The organism is Fibrobacter sp. UWB3 (assembly GCF_002210405.1).
GTDB lineage: Bacteria > Fibrobacterota > Fibrobacteria > Fibrobacterales > Fibrobacteraceae > Fibrobacter.
Genome location: NZ_MWQJ01000007.1, coordinates 89,270 through 111,802, shown reverse-complemented (window position 1 = coordinate 111,802; position 22,533 = coordinate 89,270). Strand labels below are relative to the sequence as shown.

General features: G+C 49.2%; 16 protein-coding genes and 1 tRNA gene. 8 read left to right on the top strand and 9 right to left on the bottom strand.

The window, feature by feature from the left end:
- Nucleotides 1–25 precede the first annotated feature (25 nt).
- From B7991_RS09320 to B7991_RS09310, 3 genes are all read left to right on the top strand, one after another.
- Nucleotides 26–487 (top strand): hypothetical protein, encoded by a 462-nt coding sequence (locus tag B7991_RS09320; RefSeq protein ID WP_088630578.1) that lies wholly within the window; start codon nucleotides 26–28, stop codon nucleotides 485–487.
- Between the two features lie 94 nt (nucleotides 488–581).
- Nucleotides 582–1,085 carry a hypothetical protein gene (locus B7991_RS09315; RefSeq protein ID WP_088630577.1) on the top strand — a complete coding sequence of 168 codons (504 nt, stop codon included), beginning with the start codon at nucleotides 582–584 and terminating at the stop codon, nucleotides 1,083–1,085.
- An 89-nt stretch (nucleotides 1,086–1,174) separates the two neighbouring features.
- Nucleotides 1,175–1,248: transfer RNA gene (locus B7991_RS09310), tRNA-Val, on the top strand.
- Between the two features lie 190 nt (nucleotides 1,249–1,438).
- Here the strand turns inward: B7991_RS09310 and B7991_RS09305 are convergent.
- Together B7991_RS09305 and B7991_RS09300 are read right to left on the bottom strand one after the other, a co-directional pair.
- A complete protein-coding gene (locus B7991_RS09305; RefSeq protein ID WP_088630576.1) occupies nucleotides 1,439–3,049 on the bottom strand; it encodes a DASS family sodium-coupled anion symporter in 1,611 nt (536 codons plus the stop codon).
- Nucleotides 3,050–3,095: 46 nt separating this feature from the next.
- Nucleotides 3,096–7,664, bottom strand: a complete 4,569-nt coding sequence (locus B7991_RS09300; protein WP_088630575.1) for a T9SS type A sorting domain-containing protein — start codon at nucleotides 7,662–7,664, stop codon at nucleotides 3,096–3,098.
- A gap of 263 nt (nucleotides 7,665–7,927) precedes the next feature.
- Between B7991_RS09300 and B7991_RS09295 the strand changes: the two genes are divergently transcribed.
- Both B7991_RS09295 and B7991_RS09290 read left to right on the top strand, forming a co-directional pair.
- A complete protein-coding gene (locus tag B7991_RS09295; RefSeq protein WP_088630574.1) occupies nucleotides 7,928–8,761 on the top strand; it encodes a hypothetical protein in 834 nt (277 codons plus the stop codon).
- Nucleotides 8,762–8,889: 128 nt separating this feature from the next.
- Nucleotides 8,890–9,660, top strand: a complete 771-nt coding sequence (locus tag B7991_RS09290; RefSeq protein ID WP_088630573.1) for a transporter — start codon at nucleotides 8,890–8,892, stop codon at nucleotides 9,658–9,660.
- Between the two features lie 213 nt (nucleotides 9,661–9,873).
- Here the strand turns inward: B7991_RS09290 and B7991_RS09285 are convergent, their stop codons facing one another.
- From B7991_RS09285 to fabG, 4 genes are all read right to left on the bottom strand, one after another.
- Nucleotides 9,874–11,694, bottom strand: a complete 1,821-nt coding sequence (locus B7991_RS09285; protein ID WP_088630572.1) for an extracellular solute-binding protein — start codon at nucleotides 11,692–11,694, stop codon at nucleotides 9,874–9,876.
- Nucleotides 11,695–11,801: 107 nt separating this feature from the next.
- On the bottom strand, nucleotides 11,802–12,614 hold the full coding sequence (gene rnc, locus B7991_RS09280) for a ribonuclease III (protein ID WP_088630571.1): 813 nt from the start codon (nucleotides 12,612–12,614) through the stop codon (nucleotides 11,802–11,804).
- Between the two features lie 381 nt (nucleotides 12,615–12,995).
- Nucleotides 12,996–13,235: an acyl carrier protein gene (gene acpP / locus B7991_RS09275; RefSeq protein ID WP_014546672.1), complete on the bottom strand. Its 240-nt coding sequence runs from the start codon at nucleotides 13,233–13,235 to the stop codon at nucleotides 12,996–12,998.
- Between the two features lie 47 nt (nucleotides 13,236–13,282).
- Nucleotides 13,283–14,011 (bottom strand): 3-oxoacyl-[acyl-carrier-protein] reductase, encoded by a 729-nt coding sequence (gene fabG / locus B7991_RS09270; RefSeq protein WP_088630570.1) that lies wholly within the window; start codon nucleotides 14,009–14,011, stop codon nucleotides 13,283–13,285.
- Between the two features lie 256 nt (nucleotides 14,012–14,267).
- Here fabG and B7991_RS09265 point away from each other — a divergent pair, with 256 nt between their 5' ends.
- Nucleotides 14,268–14,759, top strand: a complete 492-nt coding sequence (locus B7991_RS09265; protein WP_088630569.1) for a hypothetical protein — start codon at nucleotides 14,268–14,270, stop codon at nucleotides 14,757–14,759.
- Nucleotides 14,760–14,934: 175 nt separating this feature from the next.
- Here the strand turns inward: B7991_RS09265 and plsX are convergent, their stop codons facing one another.
- Genes plsX through B7991_RS09250 form a run of 3 tightly spaced genes read right to left on the bottom strand, consistent with a single transcriptional unit; the run spans nucleotide 14,935 to nucleotide 16,651 of the window.
- Nucleotides 14,935–15,918, bottom strand: coding sequence for a phosphate acyltransferase PlsX (plsX, locus tag B7991_RS09260; protein ID WP_088630568.1), 984 nt, complete (start codon nucleotides 15,916–15,918; stop codon nucleotides 14,935–14,937).
- A 14-nt stretch (nucleotides 15,919–15,932) separates the two neighbouring features.
- Nucleotides 15,933–16,121, bottom strand: a complete 189-nt coding sequence (rpmF, locus tag B7991_RS09255) for a 50S ribosomal protein L32 (RefSeq protein ID WP_014546669.1) — start codon at nucleotides 16,119–16,121, stop codon at nucleotides 15,933–15,935.
- 2 nt (nucleotides 16,122–16,123) lie between these two features.
- Complete coding sequence (locus tag B7991_RS09250; RefSeq protein ID WP_014546668.1) at nucleotides 16,124–16,651, bottom strand: DUF177 domain-containing protein; 528 nt, start codon at nucleotides 16,649–16,651, stop codon at nucleotides 16,124–16,126.
- A gap of 194 nt (nucleotides 16,652–16,845) precedes the next feature.
- Here B7991_RS09250 and B7991_RS09245 point away from each other — a divergent pair, with 194 nt between their 5' ends.
- Both B7991_RS09245 and B7991_RS09240 read left to right on the top strand, forming a co-directional pair.
- Nucleotides 16,846–20,595, top strand: a complete 3,750-nt coding sequence (locus tag B7991_RS09245) for a fibro-slime domain-containing protein (RefSeq protein ID WP_088630567.1) — start codon at nucleotides 16,846–16,848, stop codon at nucleotides 20,593–20,595.
- A 124-nt stretch (nucleotides 20,596–20,719) separates the two neighbouring features.
- Nucleotides 20,720–22,477 carry an Ig-like domain-containing protein gene (locus tag B7991_RS09240; protein ID WP_088630566.1) on the top strand — a complete coding sequence of 586 codons (1,758 nt, stop codon included), beginning with the start codon at nucleotides 20,720–20,722 and terminating at the stop codon, nucleotides 22,475–22,477.
- The last annotated feature ends 56 nt before the right edge of the window (nucleotides 22,478–22,533 follow it).

Genomic DNA, 22,533 nt, shown 5'->3' with positions numbered 1-22,533 from the left:
TTATCTAATACTTGGAGACCCCATAATGAATATTGAAATTGCTGCTATCTGTGATGCCGCCACTGCTAACGATGCCGGTGGCCGTTTGAACATCCTTGGAGCATTTGACCGAATTTTCGCTAAGTTCCCGCTTGTGATTCCGCAGTGTTCTGCCGCATTCCGCCTGCGCTACCAGCGTTCCGAAGCAGGCACACACCAGCTGAGCCTCTCGATTGAAGACGTTGTTGGACATGCCATTGTTCCGCCGATGCAGTCCGAAATCGACCTTATGCCGGTCGTCCAGGGTTTTGACACCGCAGCCGTGAACATGGTCCTGAACATGCAGCGTTTGCAGTTCAAGCGTCCGGACAAGTACATTGTGCGACTCGTCGTCGATAACGAAGAACTTGCAGCACTCCCGCTGTACATTCTCGAAGACCCGCGCCTCGCCCAGCAGAACCAGCAGCCGCCTCAAGCTGACGAAAACAGCGTTGACGGTCGAGCATAAGACTAGACAAGAAACTAGAGAACGCCGGGTATCTAAGCCCGGCGTTTTTTCTATTTTAAAACTTAACTGGATTCTCATTATTCATCTTAACAAAATGCTCTCGAGTTCTTTTAAATTTTTCGTTCCGTTCATCGTTGCAAGCCTCACGGCCTGTAGCGGCATCAACGACAGCTGGGAAGTCAAAGGTGGCGGATTTATCAAGTACAGCATCAATGACAGTACCGAAATAAATCAGGAACTCGAAAGGAACGATGTCGAGATTCCGTTTATACGCAACCAGCACCATTATCTGCTCATAACGATTCCCGCAAAGCGAAGTTCTCGTCACGACCAGCTGAGCATTATGATAAACGACCCCAGACTTGGCAAAAACAGCGTAATACCGGGCTACACCTGGATTCAAGTCAACGGTTCGCCCAAAGCATATATCAAGGGCGATAGCAATTACGTGAATATCGACCAAAAAGATAACGCAAAGTGGACAGCGACCATAAACCTGCATTTCGAGGATTGCAGAAACGACAAATGCAACGACAGCCTCCCTCCAATCCTGTTCAAAGGCCGTATGCATTACTGGATTGCCGAAGAAGACCAATAACGGGCAAACTTCTTTAAATTTTTTTGAATTTTATCGCCCACCACCCTTGACAAGCGCTCAATCTTTTTCTAATATTGGGCTACCTTAATGGTCGATTAGCTCAGTTGGTTAGAGCGCTACCTTGACATGGTAGAGGTCACAGATTCGAGTTCTGTATCGACCACTGAAAGAGCCTCGCAGAAATGCGAGGCTTTTTTTTTGCTTATTTTTCCGTCGCCGAGCCGTGCAAAACGCAGGGCAAAACACGCAGGCCGTAAAAACAAAAAGGCTCGGGGGTTACCCGAGCGATTTTCGTAGATGGCGCCCCCGTCCCGGAATAAATCCGGGATGACAAGACGGAGAGACATTCTTAATTACTTAGCAGCAGCGCTGTCGGAAACAACGACATTAGCGGCAGAGTCAGCCGGGATGGCGACAGCAGCCGGTTCAGCGATTGTTTCAGCCGGAGCAGCAACTTCGGCAGGCTTTGCATAAACAGGTGCGGCAGGTGCCGGAGCGGCAGCAGCCGGAGCAGCGGCAGCTTCAGCCGGATCTTCGAAGAAGTTCACCTTGGAAAGGCCGAACATCATGATCCAGGAGAGCACGAGACCGCCGATACCCATCACGATACCCGTGATAGCCATGCCACGCGTATCCGTGTAACCCGTTGCATGGGCAAGTGCGTTAGGCGGCGTAGAAATCGGGAGGCACATACCAAGGGAGCTTGCGAATGCGACAGCGACCATCAAGGAGGTCACGCCACCGAGCGGAGCGAGGTTTTCCTTGCAGCTCACAGCCACGACGATGAAGATCGGAACAAGCAAGCTAGCAGTGGAGGTGTGGCTCATGAAGTTTGCCATGAAGAGGCAGATGAAGCCGCAACCGACCATGAGAACGACCGGAGACCAGGTGTTGAACGGAATAGCGTTGATGAGGTCCTTGGCAAGACCGGTCTGCTGCAAACCGAGACCGAGAGCAAAGCCACCAGCCACGAGCCAAAGAACGTCCCAGCTCATTTCGTTGAGGTCCTTCTTATTAATCACGCCTGTCAAAGCAAACACAGCCATCGGGATCATAGCAATCACGTTGTCGTTGAGGCCATGGACATTCTTACCGGTCACCCACAAAAGTACGCAAACAGCGAAGGTGACGTAAACGATGATAGCGCGCGGACTCTTGTCAAAACCTTCAGCACCTTCGATATCGAGGTTCATTTCCTTCATCTTGATCGGATAGAGCTTGAGGAGCAAGAACCATGCAAGAATCATCATAACAATCACATACGGAACACCGAATTCCATCCACTGGCCAAAGGAGATGTTGAAGCCGCTGGACTGGAGAGCGCCAAGAGCGATGGCGTTAGGAGGCGTACCGATCGGAGTACCCATACCACCGATGTTAGCACCGAGCGGGATGGCAAGGGCAAAAGCAGCTTTACCGCGGTCGTTGGCATCAAAGAGCTTGAGCACCGGGCCGAGGATAGCGAGCATCATAGCAGCAGTAGCGGTGTTGCTCATGAACATGGAGAACACAGCGGTAATAATCATGAGGCCAAGGAGCACCCACTTCGGATCCTTACCAAACGGCTTGAGGAGCACGCGGGCAAGGTTCTTGTCCATGTTGTACTTGCAAGCGGCAGAAGCAAGGAAGAAGCCACCCAAGAAGAGCATGATGATCGGGTTGGCAAACGTTGCCATGATGTCCTTGAACTTGAGCGGTTCAACACCTTCCACGCGGAACGGGATAAGAGCCGAGTTCGAAAGCGTAAGGATCATCAACACGATGACGAACATGGAGGTGGACCAGATTGGGAACGGTTGGAGAATCCAGAAAAGGGCAGCCATCACAAAGATTGCGATGACGCGAATTTCGAGAGTGTTCAACGCGTGGTCACCAACGAAGCCGAGGGCTTCGTACGGGACGAAGAGGGCAGCGATGGCGAGCACCGATGCAATAATGAGTTTGATGAGTTTTGCTTTTGTCATAACGAGCGCAAATTTAGTAATTAAACTTGCGTTCGGCTAGACTGATTTATCGGACCATAACGCGGGTGACGGCGCTCTGGCTTCCGACCTTGACCTTCACGAAGTAGACACCCTGCTTGGGCTTTTTCATGGAGATGGCGTTCGAGCCTTCGCGGGCGATTGCCCTATCCGTTGCAACGATTCGACCATCGATTCCCACAACGGAGACCTTCACATTCGCACCAGCGAGCTTGGAGGCGGCATCGAAACCGACATTCAGCACGTTAGACATCTGACCGACGTGCAATCCCTTGAGGAGATTCTTCGCCACGTTAGCAGCTACTGCACTCTTGGTCACTCGAACAGAGACATTCTTAGCCTTAGAAGCAAGCTTGACGTCCACCGGGCTGTCCTTCACGACTTCGACCGTTTCGTTATCGACCGTCGCATACACGCGCAAGCCCTTCGCCCAAACGCTTTCGAGACCTTCAAAGTTCAAATGGCCATCACGAGTGCTCGTTGCGCTCACTTCGAGATCCCATTCGAGGTCGTCGGCATTCTGCTTCACGCTCTTGGCAAGTCGCTTTTTGCCATCGACAATGGAGAGGTTTACGCGGTCACCCATACCGGCAGGCGGTTCACCCAGAGACGAAGCAGCCTTCCCTGCAGCAAGTTCATTCCAAGAATCGCGCTTGCCATTATTATCAGAAAGGACGACGCGGAGATTCCAGTTTTCAGAATCGGCGCTCTTGCTCAAAGCCTTCTTTTCTTCTTCGAGAACAATTGCTGCCTTCAACGGAATGCGATACGTCATAGGCTTTTCGGTATGAACCCAGATAGCCTCATATGGTCCAAGGACATCAGGTTCCTCATAATCGCTGGATTCAGCATTCCACTGGCAGAACCTAAGTTTCTTTTCTTTCGGGAGCTTCACATACCAGCCATACGGATTAGCCACGAGGTTCCAGCCAGAATACTTATTTTCAAGTTTCCAAACGATAGCATCGTTCGTATCTGGAGTCTGCAAGCTCATCACCAGCGGCTCGTTATCAACGGAGCCGTACCAGTAACCGCGAGTAGAATCGAACTTATCCTTCACACTGAACTTGCGGTATTGCCAGAAATCGCCAACCGGGTTCGATTCATCCCACCAATAAACAGAAGTGGTTGCAACCGAATTATCCCCATCACGATGGCGGGCAAAAAGCTTTTCCACCTGATTCACGCAATCATCGCCATCATTTTGGCAAAGGGCATACAGCGAAAGCGTCTGCCAAGCGTGCGGAATATAAGTCTTTTCTTTTTCCGTGACGAACTTTTTATCATAGCTGACAGAATCAACGCCATCCGTAAGCGTGAAGGTTACTGTATATTCACCTACAGGCGACGGATCAAGGCGCCAAGTGCCGTTCTTGACATTTTCAACGGATTTTCCATTAACAACGGTATCGAGGTACACGCCAGTTTCAGAGACAACCTGAATATGGTAATCCACCTTTTCAAATTTGCCAGCGGTTGTTGCATCAACCAAAGTCATGCGAAGCGCATTGCCATCCTGTTTCGCAGTCGGTTCTGCAATTTCATAGATATAGTTACTAGAGCTAGAGCGACTACCCTTGCTTGAACTTGATTTTACACTAGAACTGCTGCTAGATTTTATCGTTTCACTTGAAGAAGATGATGACTTCCCGTTTATGGATGACGAAGAGTAATCGTTCCTAGATGACGAAGAAGATGCGATATCCGAAGAAGAGGATGAACCGTATTCTGACGACGAGGAGTTTGCAATACTGCTTGAAGAACCCTCGTTACTAGAACTCGAGTTTTCGTTATTTGCACTAGAACTAGACGAACTATCCCCATTGCCTGCGCTTGAAGAGCTCGAAGAATTGCCAACACTGCTGCTCGATTCGCCTCCGTTCCAAGATGACGAGGAAGATTCGCCCCAAGACGAAGAAGAAGTCACATTCGAAGAAGAGGATGAACCGTATTCAGACGAGGAGGAATTTTCGAAACTGCTAGAAGATTCTTCGTTGCTGGAACTGGAAACACCATTGTTCGCAGAACTCGAAGAGCTTGAAGTATTTCCGGAGCTTGAACTGGAATTGCCCACATCCTCAGGATCAACTAGGGTCGGAAAATTGTTTTTATACACCCAGACCTGGTCTCCAGTATCCGTCCACGCACTGTTCAAGAAATCTGCAAAACTTTGAGATTGCATGTAATTCATAGTAACAATGCCATTCTTAACAGACCCATTTGCCCCACTTTGCAAATCTTCTTCAGAGCCATCGCGAACATTGTTCTTAGCAACAAACTTATTGAAACCTTTTTCATTAAAATACTTAATATCTCTAAATGTACCATAATCATCGAAATAACCGATTGCACCAATAGTATCGGCTCCATAATGATAGTTCGATATCATTATCGGCTCATTACCCAGTCCGTTACCATACATATAGCCAAAAAGATAGCCTGCATGTCCCTTTTCACCATTAAACTTATCAGCAATCGTCCCGATATGATAGTTATTTTTCACAATCATTTCTGCTGGAGCACGAACGTTCGCTTCGCCAACGAGTCCACCGACATAGAAATCTTTTTGCGGGGGCGTCGACACGGCATAAGTTCCCGTAAATGAACCGCGAACAGAGCTACGACTAATTAATTCTGGTGTACGGCATATTCCACAAAGTCCTCCAATCGATGAAGACGTATTTTCAGAGGCAACATTTTCCCCTTCATACGATACAACCGATCCACCCAAAAAATCTACATGGACATTCTCAAAATCAATTTTGGGTTCCCCAGATAAAATCAGAGGATATTCGCCTACAATGCCACCTGCACGAGCCGTAATACCGTCATCTTCGATATAAATAGAGCTTTTATAAGATAAGCCGGACAATCGAACTTTATTGATTGTATTACGGTTGAACTTGCTCACGGCGCCAAAAACGCCACCCACAATCACAGAATCAGCATCCGTCAAACCTGACGCCCTTTTGGCGGTGTAGTTAATCGTAACTTCCGAACTATCCCCTGCAGTGCTGTTTTCTTCAAGAGAAACAATTGCATTTCCGACAAGGCCGCCAATCACAGCTGACGCGCGTGCCTTCGGTTTTGTATCCTCTTCAGAAGAGCCTCCCTGCAGCTTAATTTTTCCATGCGCTTTAGATGCAGTAAGCGTCAAGAACAAGTCATCTCGATTTCCTGAATTATTCACATTATCACAAGCGGCAAACCCTGCAATACCACCCATATAATATTGGAAGGCACCATTTTCAGACAAAGATTCATTGATATTTAAATTTTTTACTTCTGTTTCTGTAATTTTCAGAATACCGCCATTACAAAGACTTGCATTTCCGACAACACCACCGGAATACATTGTTTTGGCTTTGGTCGCGTTGTCAATCAACACCGAACTTTGCCCTATATTCAGTCTTGTCACATTGACGCCATTTACGTAGAGGCCATAAACCTCCGACGCGTATATTTCATACCTCTTGGTAGCACCAAACACACCGCCCATAGCGACACCGCCAGAAACAACAAGCTTATTTTCACTAGAGGCTTCGTGGATTTTGATATTTTTGATTTCTGAATTTTTAGGATTCGTACCACTGAAAGTTTGTTTCGTGGGTGCGTAAACATAGAGACCGACGAGTCCGCCCAAAGAAGACTGATCTACAGCCACCTTATTTTCCACTTGAACTGCAATGCCGACATTCTCGATATCCACAAAGAAAGCAGCACCAGCAAGACCGCCCAAAAGCACTTTGTAGGGACTAAATACAGAAAAATTCATCCCCGATACCGTAACCGAGCTTCCGATATAGCCAGTTTCAATTTGACGTTCATTCGAAATCCGGATAAACGAATCGTCAATAGTCGAAACACCGGAAACAGTCGAATTTTCAATATACCCCGCCAAACCACCGGCTAGAGGAGCTTGAATAACAATATTCTTTAATTGAATATTGTACACTTCACTTTTAGAAATCTGATAAGCAAGAGCACCTACCGCATGGTAATCGCCTGCATCCGTTGATGCAGGATCTCCATTCGCATATTTATCAGAAACAATAAAATGAACATTGGAAATCTTTAAGTTTTTTACGGTTTTTCCAGATATATCCCCAAATAAACCAACACCTGCAGGCGACTGACTAGAAGCCTTTCTCATGGCTCCATCGTCAACACGGCAAAGGTTCGAAATGGTTTTGTATTGTCCATTGAAAGTTTTACCAAAGAAGGGCAAAAAAGCATGATTTTCCGAACATTTTCCATCCACACCAAGAGTCTGGCCAAAGTCAATATCCGTAAGAAGATAAAGATCTGTAGCTTGGTATTGGGAGGCATTCGCCGATGCTGCCACCCATTTTCCGCTAATCACATTATAAAACGCACCGCGAACAGGGAGCGCCGCTTTTATTTCTTCGGATTTGACACAAGTACCATAATTAGTAGAATTTCCGGTTTTACAATTTTGATTGTATTGACCTAGATAAAGGGCATTATCCTTATAGTAAAGGTTCAGATATTTTTTTGCAGGACCAGCCGGCTGAGCCCAAACGGCCATCGGGATGGTCAAACCTAAACCAAGCAGTAGACGAGTTAAATAATTCATTCAAGCCCTCTAATTTTTGCAAGTTACACAACCCGTTTGAATGGAGATTCCCGCTCGGAGGCGGGAACGACAGATTGTAACAAGCCTCTTTACTTGTAAAAATAATTTTTAAGACAGCTTTGGCAACCGTCAAAGTAAGTAAAAAGCATCAATTGTGACAGTCAACACGGAGATGAAGATTTACTTACAAATATTTAATTGCATCAAAGCTTTGGGTTTGCTAAATTGAGGGCATCCATTTATGGTGTTTCATAGGAGCAACAATGTTTAAAAAAATCATTCTCTTGGCAGCTGTAATTGCCACATACAGTTTTGCAACATGGGACTATTTTGGTCTTCTGCAAAACAGTCAGGGTTCTTTTAAGGCTGGTCTTTACTACGACACAGACGATGACTGGTCCCAAATGGGCCTCAGAGTCGCCGCCCGTATGAACGTGACACCGCAATTTGAACTTTCTTTACAGGGTTTTGGCTACCAGTTTTGGGGTGAAACCGACTGTGACGCCTGCGCAGAAGGCGGTAGCGGTCTCAAGGATTTGGCAATCGGCGCACGTTTCGCCTTGGACCCAGAACTTTACCTTTTCCTCGACTTCAACCTCCCCATCGGCAAGGACAAGGCTAAAGGTTACGGAACGACAGCTCCGAGCAACCATGAAATGTATATCTACGCTGGTGCTCAGCATCATAAGGACATCAGTTCCATCAAGGGTGCTGCATACGGAACAGAAGCAGGCTTGTTCTGGGGTTTTGAGCATCACGACAGAGAAAGAGGTCTCGAACTCCGCCTAGGCGGTGAATTCGATTATACCCTCCCCTCCGCACCTGTAACGCTTTTGGTCGGCGGTCAGTTCTGGCTGCGCCTCTTCAAGTCTGAATACTACAATGGCAACAAGGATGTGGACCTGCACGATGACTGGTCTAACCAGTTCAAGTTCTGGTTGGGTGTAAGCTTGGCTGCAACCGACGACATTTCCATCAATGGACAGATTATCGCCCGTAGCCAGGATTTGAAAAAGAAGGCTAAGGATAACGGCGTTCAAATTGGTATGGAAGGCGATGCCCTCGGTTTCGTAGTCGACGTCGAATTCAAGTTCTAAATAAATTGGTTTAATATACTTTAAAACCAGCCGAAATTTCGGCTGGTTTATTTTTTTTTACAGGAATTGTTCTTTTTACATAGTTTTTATCTATATTTAAAAGAAATCACTTTCATATGGAGATTACTATGTTAAAAAAAATCATCATGGGAGCAGCTCTCCTCGCATCCACCAGCTTTGCAACTTACAGCACATTCCCGGTTCCGGCCGCTCAAAGTGGTGAAGCACGACTCAATGCAGACTTTTCTATGCAGGACAAGTGGAAGGGACTTGACCTCGCCGTTAAAGGCCGCTTCGTTCCTGTCCAGAATTTGGAACTTTTCCTGAACCTTCCATTTGCTGTAGTTACCCGTTGGGATGGCAATGATGTAGACCAAGAACGTATGAAGAACATGACGTTCGGTGCCCGTTACCAAATCATTCCGAACGTAGCCGGCTTCCTTGATGTAACATTCCCGACTGGCAAAAAAGCTTATGACGATGACGGCTTGACCTTCTACTTCGGTGGCCAGTACTCACAGGACTTCGGTGCAGTCGGTCTCGGAACAGAATTAGGTCTTGCCATCACAACAGAAGGCGACGACAAGGTTAAGCCGCCAATGGAATTGAGTCTCAATGCAGAATTGGATCCGAACGTATCCCCGGTTATTTCGCCCTACTTTGGTGCAACCCTTAAGGTTTTGTTGAACGACCCGAAGCTTGACGGACACAAGGCTGGCGACACGAGCGGCGATATCGGCGTGTTCCCGTACTTGGGCGCCACATTCAAAATCAATGAAATGCTTTCCTTTGACGCCAACGCAACATTTGGTCTCGGCAAGGATTATCTGAGATACACTTGCGGCGGCAACGACAAGGTGTCCATCACTCTGGAAGCAGGCATCATCGCTAAATTCTAATCAAAGATTCTTTATCCATCTATGAAAAGTCCCGGCAATGGCCGGGACTTTTGCGTTTTGGAAAATGTTTCGCGCAATTACAAGAATTGACTGGGTCCTTCGGGCTTTGCCCTCAGGACGACAAATTGCAGTTGTTCAGGACGACGCTGGAGGAACTGCGCGCGAAGCGCACTCTTTCGTCTCTCGTCTGCAGGGCTCTGCCCGTTCTTTCGTCTATCTTATATCGAACGGCGGAATCGGGAGCGATTCGCCGGATTTCATCGCCTTGTCGAGAGCGGCGGACTTGACCGGATCGACCCACCAGTAAACGGGGATTGCATCTTCGCGGTTGAACTGGTCAAGAATCTTTTCGGGCGTGCCGTAACGGTTCCAGTAGAGGATGCGGTGGTGGTCGCATTGCCACATGAGCACGTACGGGACGATTTCGGCAAGGCGGTTATCAAGCGCCTTCAAGATTTCATTGCGCTTCGCGAGGTCAAATTCAGTCTTCTGCAAGTTGATGAGGCTATCAACAACAGGGTCTTGAACACCAGCGAGGTTGTTCGTGCCTTTCTGCATGGCAGTCGTAGAAATCCAGCTTGCTTCCGGGTCGCGGAGGCGGCCAGCCCCCCAGTTCACCCAGTAAAGGTCAAAGTCCGCATCGTCCAAACGCTTGCGGAGCGTGCTCTGGCTCATCTGTTCGATGGTCGCCACCACGCCCACCTTCTTCAAGTCTTCCTGGAAAAGCGTCAGATGGCGCAAATCTTCCTGGCTCGTGATAAAGTTGATGGCAAACGGCTTGCCGTCCTTTTCAAGAACGCCTTCGCCATTCACCTTGTAGCCCGCTTCGGCAAAGAGCGCACGGGCCTTTTCGGGATTGTAGCTGTAAACAGGCGCCGTCGGGTTCTGGTTATTCGCCCAAAGGTCCGGATAATAGCTGTTCAAGAGGAAGTACTGGCCGTACATGTACTTTTCATTCATCGCTTCACGGTTCAAGAGGTACGAAAGTGCGCGACGGACGCGGACATCCTGGAACTGCGGCTTGCGGAGGTTGATGGCCATGCCCTGGAAGCCAATCGGTTCCTTGTTGTAGATGCGCTGTTTGACAGCCCAGCCTTTTTTCACGGCATCAAAATCGGTCTGCTTCATCCAGATGCTGCTCGTGTAAATGGCGTAAGCGTTAAAATCCTGCTTTTTGAACGCTTCGAGCGCCTTTGTCTGGTCGTTCATGAAGCGGTAACGGATTTTCTGGAAGTTGTACTTGCCATGATTCCAGTTCTTCTTGAAGCCCCACCAGTCGCTGCGGCGCTGGAGTTCGACAAAGCGGTCTTCGCGGAACGTCTTGATAATGTACGGACCAGAGACGACCGGAAATTCGTAACGAATCTTGTTGAAGTCCTTACCACCCCACACGTGCTTCGGGAATGCAAGCATGCCAGCCGCTTCCCAGAAGTTGCCCCAGTGCGATTCCTTCGCGGTCATGCGAACCGTCAAGCTATCGACAACTTCCGGGCGTTCAAAGCGGCTGAGGCCCACCTTGAAAATCGGCGTGAGGTTCTTTTCGTCCATGATGACGTCGTAGTAGAACTGAACATCTTCAGCGGTGATGGACTTGCCATCGCTCCACTTCGCGCGCGGGTCCACATGGAACGTGAACGTTCTGCCGTCTTCGGAGACTTCCCACTTGTCAGCGAGAATACCGACTTCGCGGTCTTCGGTGGTATGCAGGCTCACGAGCGGTTCGAACATCATGTTCATGAGCTCAGCAGAGAAGCTATTGTAGTCTTCCCACATGTTGAAAGACTTCGGCATGGCGGAGCCCCAAAGCGTGATAGAACCGCAAGCGCGGGCTTCCTTGGAGGCAATCGGGTCGAACTCGCCTGTTGCCGTAGAATCGAGCGGGAGAATCGGGCAATCGGCTTCGGAAACGGCGGTGCCTTTTTTCGAAGATTGGCCGGATTTGGAATCGCCGGATTCATTGCAGGCGGCAAGAGCAAAAGCGAGAGCGGCCGCCATCGGGACGGCAAGTAAAGAGCGGAGGGAGAAAGTTTTCATGAGAGACAAGATAATAAAAAGGCGACCCCGGCACGGTGGCCGGGGTGACAGCGCAGGCTCTACATACGAGCCACTTCCTACAGTCTACTTCCTACCGTCTACTAAAATTACGGCAATCCGATATGGTGCGCGGGTTGTTTGACTTTGGGTGCGGCGGCTTTTTTAGCATCGGCTTCGGCAGCTTCAGCCTTGAGCGTTTCAAGCGACAGGCGGGAGGCTTCCTGTTCCGCCTTCTTCTTGTTCGGGCCTTGACCGCGGGCATACGCTTTGCCGTTCACGACCACTTCGACAGTAAACACCTTCTGGTGTTCCGGACCTTCTTCACCGACAATCACGTACTCCGGAGAGCAGCGCAATTTGCCCTGGCAAAATTCCAGAAGTTCGCTTTTGTAGTTCACAAAGTCGGTTGCACTGATGATTTCTTGCACGCGTGGGAAATGGAACTTATTCAAAATGGCACGGACTTCTTCGAGACCGCCATCGAGATAGACGGCGCCAAGCACAGCTTCATAGGCATCAGCGAGAATGCTTTCCTTGCCGCGACCGCCCATCTTGGCTTCGGACTTTCCGATTTTCACATATTCGCTCAAGTCCCATTCCTTGGACGACTGAGCGCAGGCGTGTCCCGAGACAATCGCGCTCTTGCGCTTGGAGAGTTCGCCCTCCGGATCGCTCGGATAAGTCCTGTACAAAAATTCCGTCGTAAGCATGTTGAGGACGGAATCGCCGAGGAACTCCAGGCGCTCGTTGTTGCTTGCGTACGGGACATCTTTCCCGACGAGGAACGAGCGGTGGACGAGTGCATGAGCCAGCAGTTCTGGATCGCGGAATCTGTACCCAAGCTTAGCCTCAAGCCCGTCACCGGACTTCTGGCGAAACCAGAGTTTAAGAATCTTGTGGAGCAAGTTTTGTTCTTCCAACAGAATCTCCTTATGAGTTTTAGACTGATGTACAATTTACATATTTGTCATGCCCGTCATAGAACGGGCACCTCCCTTTCATAAACGAGAAGGCGATGCCGTCCCCATTCGCGGATCATGACCACATAAGAACTAGTTGCATTCAAGGCGAGTGTCGCGACAGGCTGCTTGCAGACTGTCATGATTGAGCCGAAGATGCTGACGCAAAGCGTCAAAGTTCTAAGTGGTCAAAGAGAACGGAGTCCGGCATGACAAAGTATGTTCAAGAAATAATAGATCCTTCGCTTCGCTCAGGATGACGGTAAAAAAAGAATCCCCGGCGGAACCGGGGACCCAAAGCTCTTTCTTTGCCCAACGGATGCGGGCTAAAGTAAAACTAGATTACTTCTTGTGTGCTTCGAGGAAAGCAACAACGTCAGAAACCTTCTGGAACTTTTCAGCGTCAGAATCGAGGATTTCGACATCGAATTCGTCTTCGAGGGCCATAACGAGTTCAACACGGTCCAAGGAGTCTGCACCGAGGTCATTACCGAATTCAGATTCGGGCTTGACATCTTCAGCCTTGACTTCCAACTTAGCAACGATCACGTCCGTGACCTTCTTGAAAATTTCTTCGTTCATTTTTTTCTCCATGGGAAAAAGTTTTGTCCAAATTTAATAAAATGTTGTTAAGCGTTCAAGCCCCCATCGACACCAATTACCTGTCCGGTAATGTATTTGGCATCGTCGGAGGCCAAAAATGCGACTGCCTTGGCGACATCTTCCGGCTGACCGAGGCGGCCAAGCGGAATCTGAGCGGCATATTTTGCACGAGTTTCTTCACTCATGGCGGCGGTCATGTCCGTATCGATGAATCCTGGAGCGACAGCGTTCACGGTGATGCCGCGAGAGCCGAATTCCATGGAGTTGGACTTGGTCATGCCGATCACACCAGCCTTAGCAGCAGCGTAGTTGGCCTGGCCAGCCTGAGTTCTGATACCGTTCAAGCTTGCAATGTTCACGATGCTGCCTTTGCGGGCGCCCATCATCGTCTTGAGGACGGCTCTGGTGCAGAGGAACGTCGAGCGGAGGTCCGTTGCGATAACGTTATCGAAATCTTCGTCCTTCATGCGAAGTACGAGGCCGTCACGGGTGATGCCAGCGTTGTTCACGAGGCAGTCCACGCCACCCAGTGCGTCGATAGCTTGTTTGAAAGCGTCCTTCACGGATTCGGAGTTGCTCACGTCGCATGCGAACGTGAACGTCTTGACACCGAATTCCTTGGCGATAGCTTCTGCCTGTTCCGGACAGCCACCACGGGAAATAAGAACAACGTCAGAGCCGCGAGCAGCAAGTTCTCTTGCAATGGCAAGACCGATACCACGAGATGCGCCAGTCACAATAGACTTCGTAGGCATTATAAATTGACCTCCTGTATGACATTAAGTGTCATGGATGAATACAAATGATTTAAGCTTAGAATAGCCGTCACACCACCGGTGCCAGACGGTTCGTCCAAAGCATATTTATTTGTTATTTAAGATAATAAATGAGACGAGAGACGAGAGACGAGAGACGAAAGAATGTAGGCAGTAAACAGTAGACAGTGGTTAGTGGTTAGAGCATTCAATTTTCAAGAAACTATTCTTTTTTCTAAAATTTGTACGAGACTTCTTGAGGTTACTGATTTTGTTTTATTTGAGACAATTGCTACTAATCATTTTCCTTTTACTAGGGAATACCTTCGCTGCAAATTTTGATGAACGTAAAATTGACCTACTTACAGATTCAACAACAATATATGAAAGACTGATTGCTGAAGAAAAAAACGAAATATCTCCAGTGGGAGGAAGCCTAGCACTAGGTTTTGGAGGCGGATTGACCTTTATAGGAGGTATAGCTTTCTATAATGCAATAACTTTTAAGAGCAACGAAGGATTTAACGGAGCCGCAATCATCGCTCCTTTAGCAGTCATTGGTATTCCATTGATGATTTACGGTATTTACGATATCTTTGCATCAAAAGCACACACTCGCAAACTAGAACAACTAGAACAACAATACGATCGCTATAAAAAGCGAAAGCAAACCGCACAAATTTTCATAGCTCCATTAATAGGAGTTCTCTACCCACAAGCGGGTATCGGAATGCACGTAAGTTTTTAAGCACCCTAAATCCCCCATACCTTTACTGGATCCTTCACTACGTTCAGGATGACAGTGCTAAATCTCTACTCTCTCGTCTGTAGGACCGCAGGTCCGTTCTTTCGTCTAAAAAGAAACGGACCTAGCGTTCACTAGATCCGTCTAATTGCAACTAAAGTCTTAATGCAGACAAAAGCTATGCTTTAGGAGCTTCCTCGGACTTGATTGCAGCGAGGCGAGCGTTGACCTTATTGGCAACGTCGGCTTCGGCATACTTGGCAGCCACTTCAACAGCCTTTTCGATAGCGAGAGCGTCGGAACGACCGTGAGCGATGATGCCAATACCATTGAGGCCAAGCAACAAGGCGCCACCCGTAGCGCGATAGTCCCACATTTCGGCAAAGCGCTTGCCAGCCGGAGTGTCGATTGTGCCGAACATTTCCTGGTGCATTTCGAAGAAGCCTTCCAGGAGCTTGAGCACAACGTTACCCGTATAGCCAGAAGTCGCAACAACGTCGGCCTTACCTGCGATGAGGTCGCGGCCTTCGATGTTACCCATAAAGTTAACCGGGGCGGACTTGAGGAGCTGGTATGTTTCCTGGAGAACCGCCGGGCCCTTGTGTTCTTCTTCGCCCATGTTCAAGAGGCCAACCTTCGGATTTTCGATTCCGAGGTAAGCTTCGGCGAATGCAGAACCTGCAATGGCAAAGTCAACGAGAGTGGAAGCACGTTCATCAACGTTTGCACCGCCATCGACCAACACAATGCGGCGATCCTTTGTCGGAAGTGCAACCCCGATAGGCGGACGGGAGAACTCGTCGCAAGTCTTACCGAGGATCATGAGGCAGCTAGCCATCATAGCGCCAGAGTTACCGGCACTGACAGAAGCGTCCACAAGACCTTTCTTCTGCAAGGCAACGCAAGTCACCAAGCCAGAATGTTGCTTCTTCTTGACCACCATGACAGGATGTTCATCCATAGCCACAGGATCCGGAGCATCAACTACGGAAATCTGATTGCCGGTGTAACCAAGCTTCTCGAGAGAAGCCTTGACCTCGGCCTCCGGTCCGCAGAGAACCACATGAATATTGGGGTTTTTCTTGACTGCGCTAACGGCGCCTTCAATGCAAACACTCGGGGCGTAATCGCCACCCATGGCATCCAGTGCAACTTTGATCACGGATTCCTCCTAGATTAAGCTTCGGCACCCTTCATGTCAACAACTTCCACACCGTTGTAGAAGCCGCAAACCGGGCACACGCGATGCGGACGCTTCACGGAACCGCAATGATCGCAGGTAGCCATAGCCGGCACTTCCATCTTCCAGTGGGTGCGGCGCTTGTCACGACGAGCGGTCGAAGTTTTTCTCTTAGGTACTGCCATTTTTAACTCCTGTTTTCCATTTTGCTCTTAAGAGCTTTGAGTTTTTCCCAGCGTGGGTCGAGCGGCTTTTCAGCATCGGCTCCATCGCCAGCTTGATTGTTTGTTACAAAGATAAAATCTTCGTCAGGATTTTTCACGGGCGCAATGGGTTCCTGTAGGGTCACCAGCTGTCGGACGCACTCGGAAACATCTACGAAGTCCTGTGTCTGCGGAATCGTGTAGGCGAAAACATCATCGTCGTCGTCATGAAGTTCCTGTGCAGCGCATGCTCCGCGTTCCACCTCGACAACAATCTCGGTTTCGAACGGACGGTCAAAAAGATCCAGGCTGCGGACACAAGTGAGTGTTTGCACTCCAGAGATAGTACCGGTCACAAGGCACTTGCCGTTGCCTTCGGGGCTAACCAGCACCTCGGCTACCAGATCGCCCTTGAGGTGCAGTTCGTCGAAGATTTCAGGAGCGTCGGCATGGGACCAGACCACTCGTTGGTCTTCGGAATCAGTAAGTTTTTGTGCGATATTTATTCTCAAAGTGGCACAAATGTAGTAAAATGGGAAAAAGGGGTCAAGTTATTTCGGAATTAGGAGCCGGAATTAAGAGCCGGTTCACTATTCCACGATGGATGATGGCAAAACCTGATTCTTCGGGCGAAAGGAAATTAAAGATATATATTGACAGAAACTAGCAGTGGGAGCAAACGCAGATTTTCTGCAGGGGTATATGGATGTGGTATCAAGGTTTTCTGAAAAAAGCCCTTTTTTCGGCTCTTTTATCGTTCGCAGTCGGCGCTGTGTACGCCGCAAACGGCAGTTCTTCTATATATAAAGATAGAAGCTCGACAAGTTTCACCAAAACCAGCAAAAAGGTCGTTAGATTCCTGACGCCCTGGACAAACACATCCGCCATTCTTTACGTCAATGGCGATTCGGCAGCCGTAATGCACAAGATTGACAATTACTGCGGCTGGTTCGAAGCCAAAGCGGACTATTCCAACAGCGGATTGTCCGTATCGTTCAAGCAAACCATCGGCAACAAGTATTACGGCGCAGAAGGCGTCGTCAACAGCAAAGTCGATATCGGAAGCGAAATTTCGCTCGACAGCGTCGCCGCCCTCGCCGACACCATCTGGGTCCGCAGCTATCAATGGGACGCACCACAGCTCTTTACGCAATACCCCGGCGTTCTTGGCGATTGCCCCACCAAAAAGCTGCCCGTCATGATGTTTGACTGGTACGACGGCAGCTATAAGAATGTAGCCAAATACCACCCCAAAACGCGAAGTGCAGCACTTGGCGGCACAACTGTCCGCGGCGGAACCGGAATCAGCTCCGATTTCGGCGGCGACAACGTTCACTTATGCTGGCCTACCGTACCCGCCGCAGGGCAAAAAGGCGAAGAGTACGAAGGTTTTGACTACAGAACAGAATACGCCCCGAGTATCGGAAAGTCGATTCAGGGCATGGTGGAAAGCACCTTGGGCCCCAACGGAGTCCCCGTTCGCAACGAATCCTTCGATTGGGCAGGAAGCTGCCGCAATGCGGAATATTTAAACCATTGGTTTATCCCCGAAACGCTGGTGGTGAAAAACGGAATATCCTATACCAACGCAGCATGCAGGGATTTGACTCTTATTTTGGACGACGATGGCATTTGGCGAGGCCAGATGGACATGCAGGCCGATAGCTCGACTGGCGAAAAACTGGGCGGAATGTTCTTGTTAGACGACTTCCAATATCTGGACAGCGCAAAGACTATCCCCAACCCGCATTACGATTCAATCCCCAACAATGACGCTGGCGACGGAACATACCATAACTACGGTATATCCATGAAGGTCCAGGCAAAATTTGAATATGTAAGGGGCCAGTATTTTGAATTCTTGGGTGACGACGATGTTTGGGTATTCATCAACAATAAATTAGTGGTTGATATTGGCGGTGTACATGACCGTCGAAACGGTGCCGTAGACTTGGATACCTTAGGGCTTGTTGAAGGCAAAGAATATACATTCCATATTTTCTATACCGAACGCTACAAGTACCAAGGCAACTTCAAAATGCGCACTTCGATGGACTTGAAGACCGAAGCAAGCTTGATCTTGGTTTCGGATATTCGAGATAACATCAAGAATTACGACATTTGGCAAGCGAACAAGAAGGAAGCCCTTTCTTGCGATTTCTCGGCGAACGCGCTGATGGACACCACCGGCGGACATTCGACATATAAACTCTCTGGAGGCTCCCTTGCGGAACCTGAAAATCTCAATATTGGCGTTTGGTACGAAGGCATCAACATTACAAGCGATACGACATTCTCTATCGATTCTGCCGCCATCGCCGAACATTACGCTTTGAGCCCCGGACACTACTTTATCGAAATCACGCTCAAGTCCGACCCCTCGCAGACGCAGAAGGTAGAATTCGTCGTTCCGCCCTATTCCATTCCGAGCATCGCATTTGCCGATTCCAGCTGGAAGATTCTCGGCAACGAAGTTTCGGGCGACACATTGCAAATTGGCAAGTTGGCCTACGAAATATACCCGGTGCATATTTCGTTCCTTGAAGAATGGGCTCAAGTCAACAATTACAACAAGAAAGTCAACTTGACCGTTTCGGATACATTGATTGACATTCTCGATGCAAGCGGCAGCAAGATTTCTACCGTCTCGCTCGATTCCGATGGACACGCCACTTTCTACCTACGCGCCAATGGCGAAGTTTCTAACGCCACGCTCACCGCACAAGGCGCTGCGGCAACTGCATCTCATTGGGTCAATCTCAAATTCGAATTACCTCCGATTCCGCAAGTCGTTGCAGCCAAGATTTTCGACAGAAACGGCGATGGACGAGGCGATAGTCTGCATGTAAAATTCGACAGAGTCGTCGGCGCTGGCAGCACCCTTGACTCCTTGCAATTCAAGTTCGGTGAGAACTTCCCCGTATATGGCGCAAGCCGTATCGTCGTCAACGGCGACGAAGTCATTGTGACGTCCAATGCGAATTGCGCACCGGAAACCGCTTGTGGCTTTGGCAGCAAGCAGTTTACAGGCGGTGAATCCGAAATCTATACAGGTTCCATGACAACATGGTTCACCTATGTCGACTCGGATCGCAAAAGCTACCATTTCCAGATTGCAAACACCCCCGTCGAAGACCACATCGGCCCCATCATTCTTGCTGCCGAAAGCCAGAAGAACAATAGCGGAGGACGCCTGTTAAGCCTCACGTTCAGTGAAGCAATTTCGGACAGCACAAGGGCTTATTATGCCAGCATGTTTGAATTCACATGCAACAGGAATGGTACAAGCACCACTCCGGATAGTCCGATTACGGCTCTTGGGCATGGCAGCACCATGACTCTTGTTTACGCCGCATCCATAAACGACGATGCCATCCCGACGAGCGGCGACCTCATCCGCTTTGCGCCAGAATGGAACCTGACATGTGCCCGCGACTTGTCCAATAACGCCCCGCATTTGAACAACCCCTGGGTTTTCATCACGGGTGAGCAGAGCCTTTCTGTCGAAAGCCCCAACTTGGTGACGATTTCTGCCGAGAACCCCATTATTGCAAATACAAAGACGACCCAGCCAATTTTAATTACGGACAATTCTTTAACGGCTCAACAAATCGGCGATTCGCTTGGCGTACAGGGTAACTTGATTGATTTCGACATCTATAAAGTCATTCAGGAAGAAACCCAAAAGGAAATTTCTGCATTGGACGCCTACTTCGACAAGCTCATTGTCGAAGCCGAAGACGATACGGTCTACAGTACTTCTACAATAAGCGAAGCTGAGGCTTTAAAGCAGCTCTTTGACGACATCGCAAGCGGTATCGTTACAGAATCCTACGGCATTAGCGCAACCGTCATCGAAGCGGTCCAAACAGGAGCGCTGACTTCCGAGAATTACAAGAGCAGCAGCCTCTTGACCGCGCTTGACATTGCCGCCATCGACAACTTGAAGCAGAAAAACATTGACGAAAGCCGTCAAACGAACATGACGATTATCCCTGCTTCGAATGTTACGACGAGCGACATATTCGCCGCAATCATTAGCGGAGCCATCTCGGAAAGCGATCTTTTGAGCGCCGGTATCAGCAAGGATGTCATCAGTGCCATCAAGGACGGAACGATTACGGCCGACAACATCTCTAGCTACAGAACGGCAGAACAAACGCTGATGAGCGCAGACCAGGTCACCCTTGCGTACACGACAAGATATTACAGCCATCTTGGACATTACATTGACAAGTCCTCTGGCACAATATCTTGCAGCACAGCTGAGGTCTACGGTGAAGGTGGCTGCGCCGCCAACAAGGGAAGGCTATTCCTCGCTTGGAACATGCGCAGTAAAAGCGGTAGGCTTGTCGGAACGGGCGTCTATATCGCAAGGCTCCACATCAAGCTCTATGTTGCCGGTCAAAAGAAAATGGACATGACGATGGACAAGTCCTGGGGCGTACGCCGATAAACACTTGAAGTTTTCGCCCCGGTGTCCACAGACAACGCTTTATTTTAACCAATCTTGCTTTTTCCAAAATAGAATGTAATTTAAACACATCGAGGCCTCTGCAGGGGCCTCGAAAAGGTTGTTTATGGGATATTATTTTGGTTTTAAGCGAAATTTCGCGGTTTCGGCGCTCTGTTTATCGTTTTGGTGTATAGAAGCAAGCGCCGAGCCGCTTGCGTTTCCTGAAGCGCTGGGATTTGGCGCAAACGTTACGGGCGGGCGCGCAGGCACCGTTTACCATGTAACAAACTTGAACGATGACGGCGCAGGCTCATTCCGCGATGCGGTTAGCCAAGGGAACCGCATTGTCGTTTTTGATGTAGGCGGCATCATCAATATCAAAACTGCCGTTTCGATCAAGTCGAACATCACTATTGCCGGGCAGACAGCCCCGGGCGAAGGTATCGCCATTCACGGCGGAAAACTTTCGACAGGCAAGCAAAGCAATATCATCATCCGATACTTGCGCATCCGACCTGGAGAAAATACGGCAAGCACCAAAGACGACGCGCTCAACCTCTACGACGCCAAAAACGTCATTGTGGACCATTGCTCGGTAGAACTTGCTCCGTGGAATAACTTCGGAGGCTCTTCGGACAACGCAGATTACCGTGTCACTGGCATCACTGTGCAGAATTCGCTCATTGCAAACCCGATTGGCCAGCAGTTCGGCGCCCACATCGAATCCATTGACGGTACTTGGGCGTGGTACTACAACGCCTTCGTGAATACGCACAACAGAAATCCGCTCGACAAGATTAACGACATTTTCGTCAACAACATCCTTTACAACTTCGAAGCGGGCTACACGACACACACTAGTGCAAAATTCAAGCACGACATCGTGAACAACTACTTTGTCTATGGTCCAGAAGGCAAAAACGAGTGGTTTCAGGTCGATAAAAACCAGAGCATTTACGCAAACGGAAACCTAATCGACAAGAACCGCGACGGAGTGCTCAATGGCGGGCCAACAAGCATTTATTACTACCAGGGACCTGGCGAAGAACTGAAAAATCCGTGGAACGAGCTCACGACAAAGGGCCCGATGATGAGTGCGGCAAGCGCCTGGCGCTACGTGACCTCGCAAAGTGGCGTCCTCCCCTACGACGACATTGATTCGCTTATCTGGCACCAGGTCGGCACGCTCGGCAAGGAAGGCGCGCTCGTAAAATCCGTAGGCGCCATGGGCCTCAAAACAAACAACGGCTGGGGTGAAGTCATCGCCGGGAAAGCCGCCACGGACAGCGACAAAGACGGTATGCCGGACTACTTCGAAGAAGCAATGGGCTATGACACCGCAAAAGACGACGCCATGACCAAGGAAAGCGACGGTTACGTGCGCATTGAAAAATACATCAACTGGCTCGGCGCGATGCACGCACAAGTCGCAGGCAACGGGACGCTCGATTTTGACTTGCGCACGATCACGCGTGGGTTCCAGGAAGTAAAACCGTCTTACACCGTATCGGCTGCAGAAAACGGCTCGGTTGAATTACAGAAAGACGGCTACACCGCAAGATTCACCCCTGACAAAGATTTCAAGGGACTTGCCTCGTTCAAGTACACCGTCAAAGGGAACGACAACACCGAATACACAGGCCGCGTAGAAATACTCGTCGAAAAGTCCGCAAACGCAAGCGAGCCGCCGGAACAGCCGCGAGACTCCAGCGAAACGGCACAAGACTCTAGCAAAACGGCGCAAGAATCCACAACGGCAATTCGAGATGCTTTCCGAGAAGCCCACACATTCCGCAACGAGCCTCAAATGCGCAAGAACACGTTCCATGACCTGAAAGGTCGCCGATTCGAAAAGCAAATTCCGTACAGGGTAATGTTTTAATTCTAATCATTCTCATCGAACCCAAAATCAAAGCACCTCGGGAAATACCGGGGTGC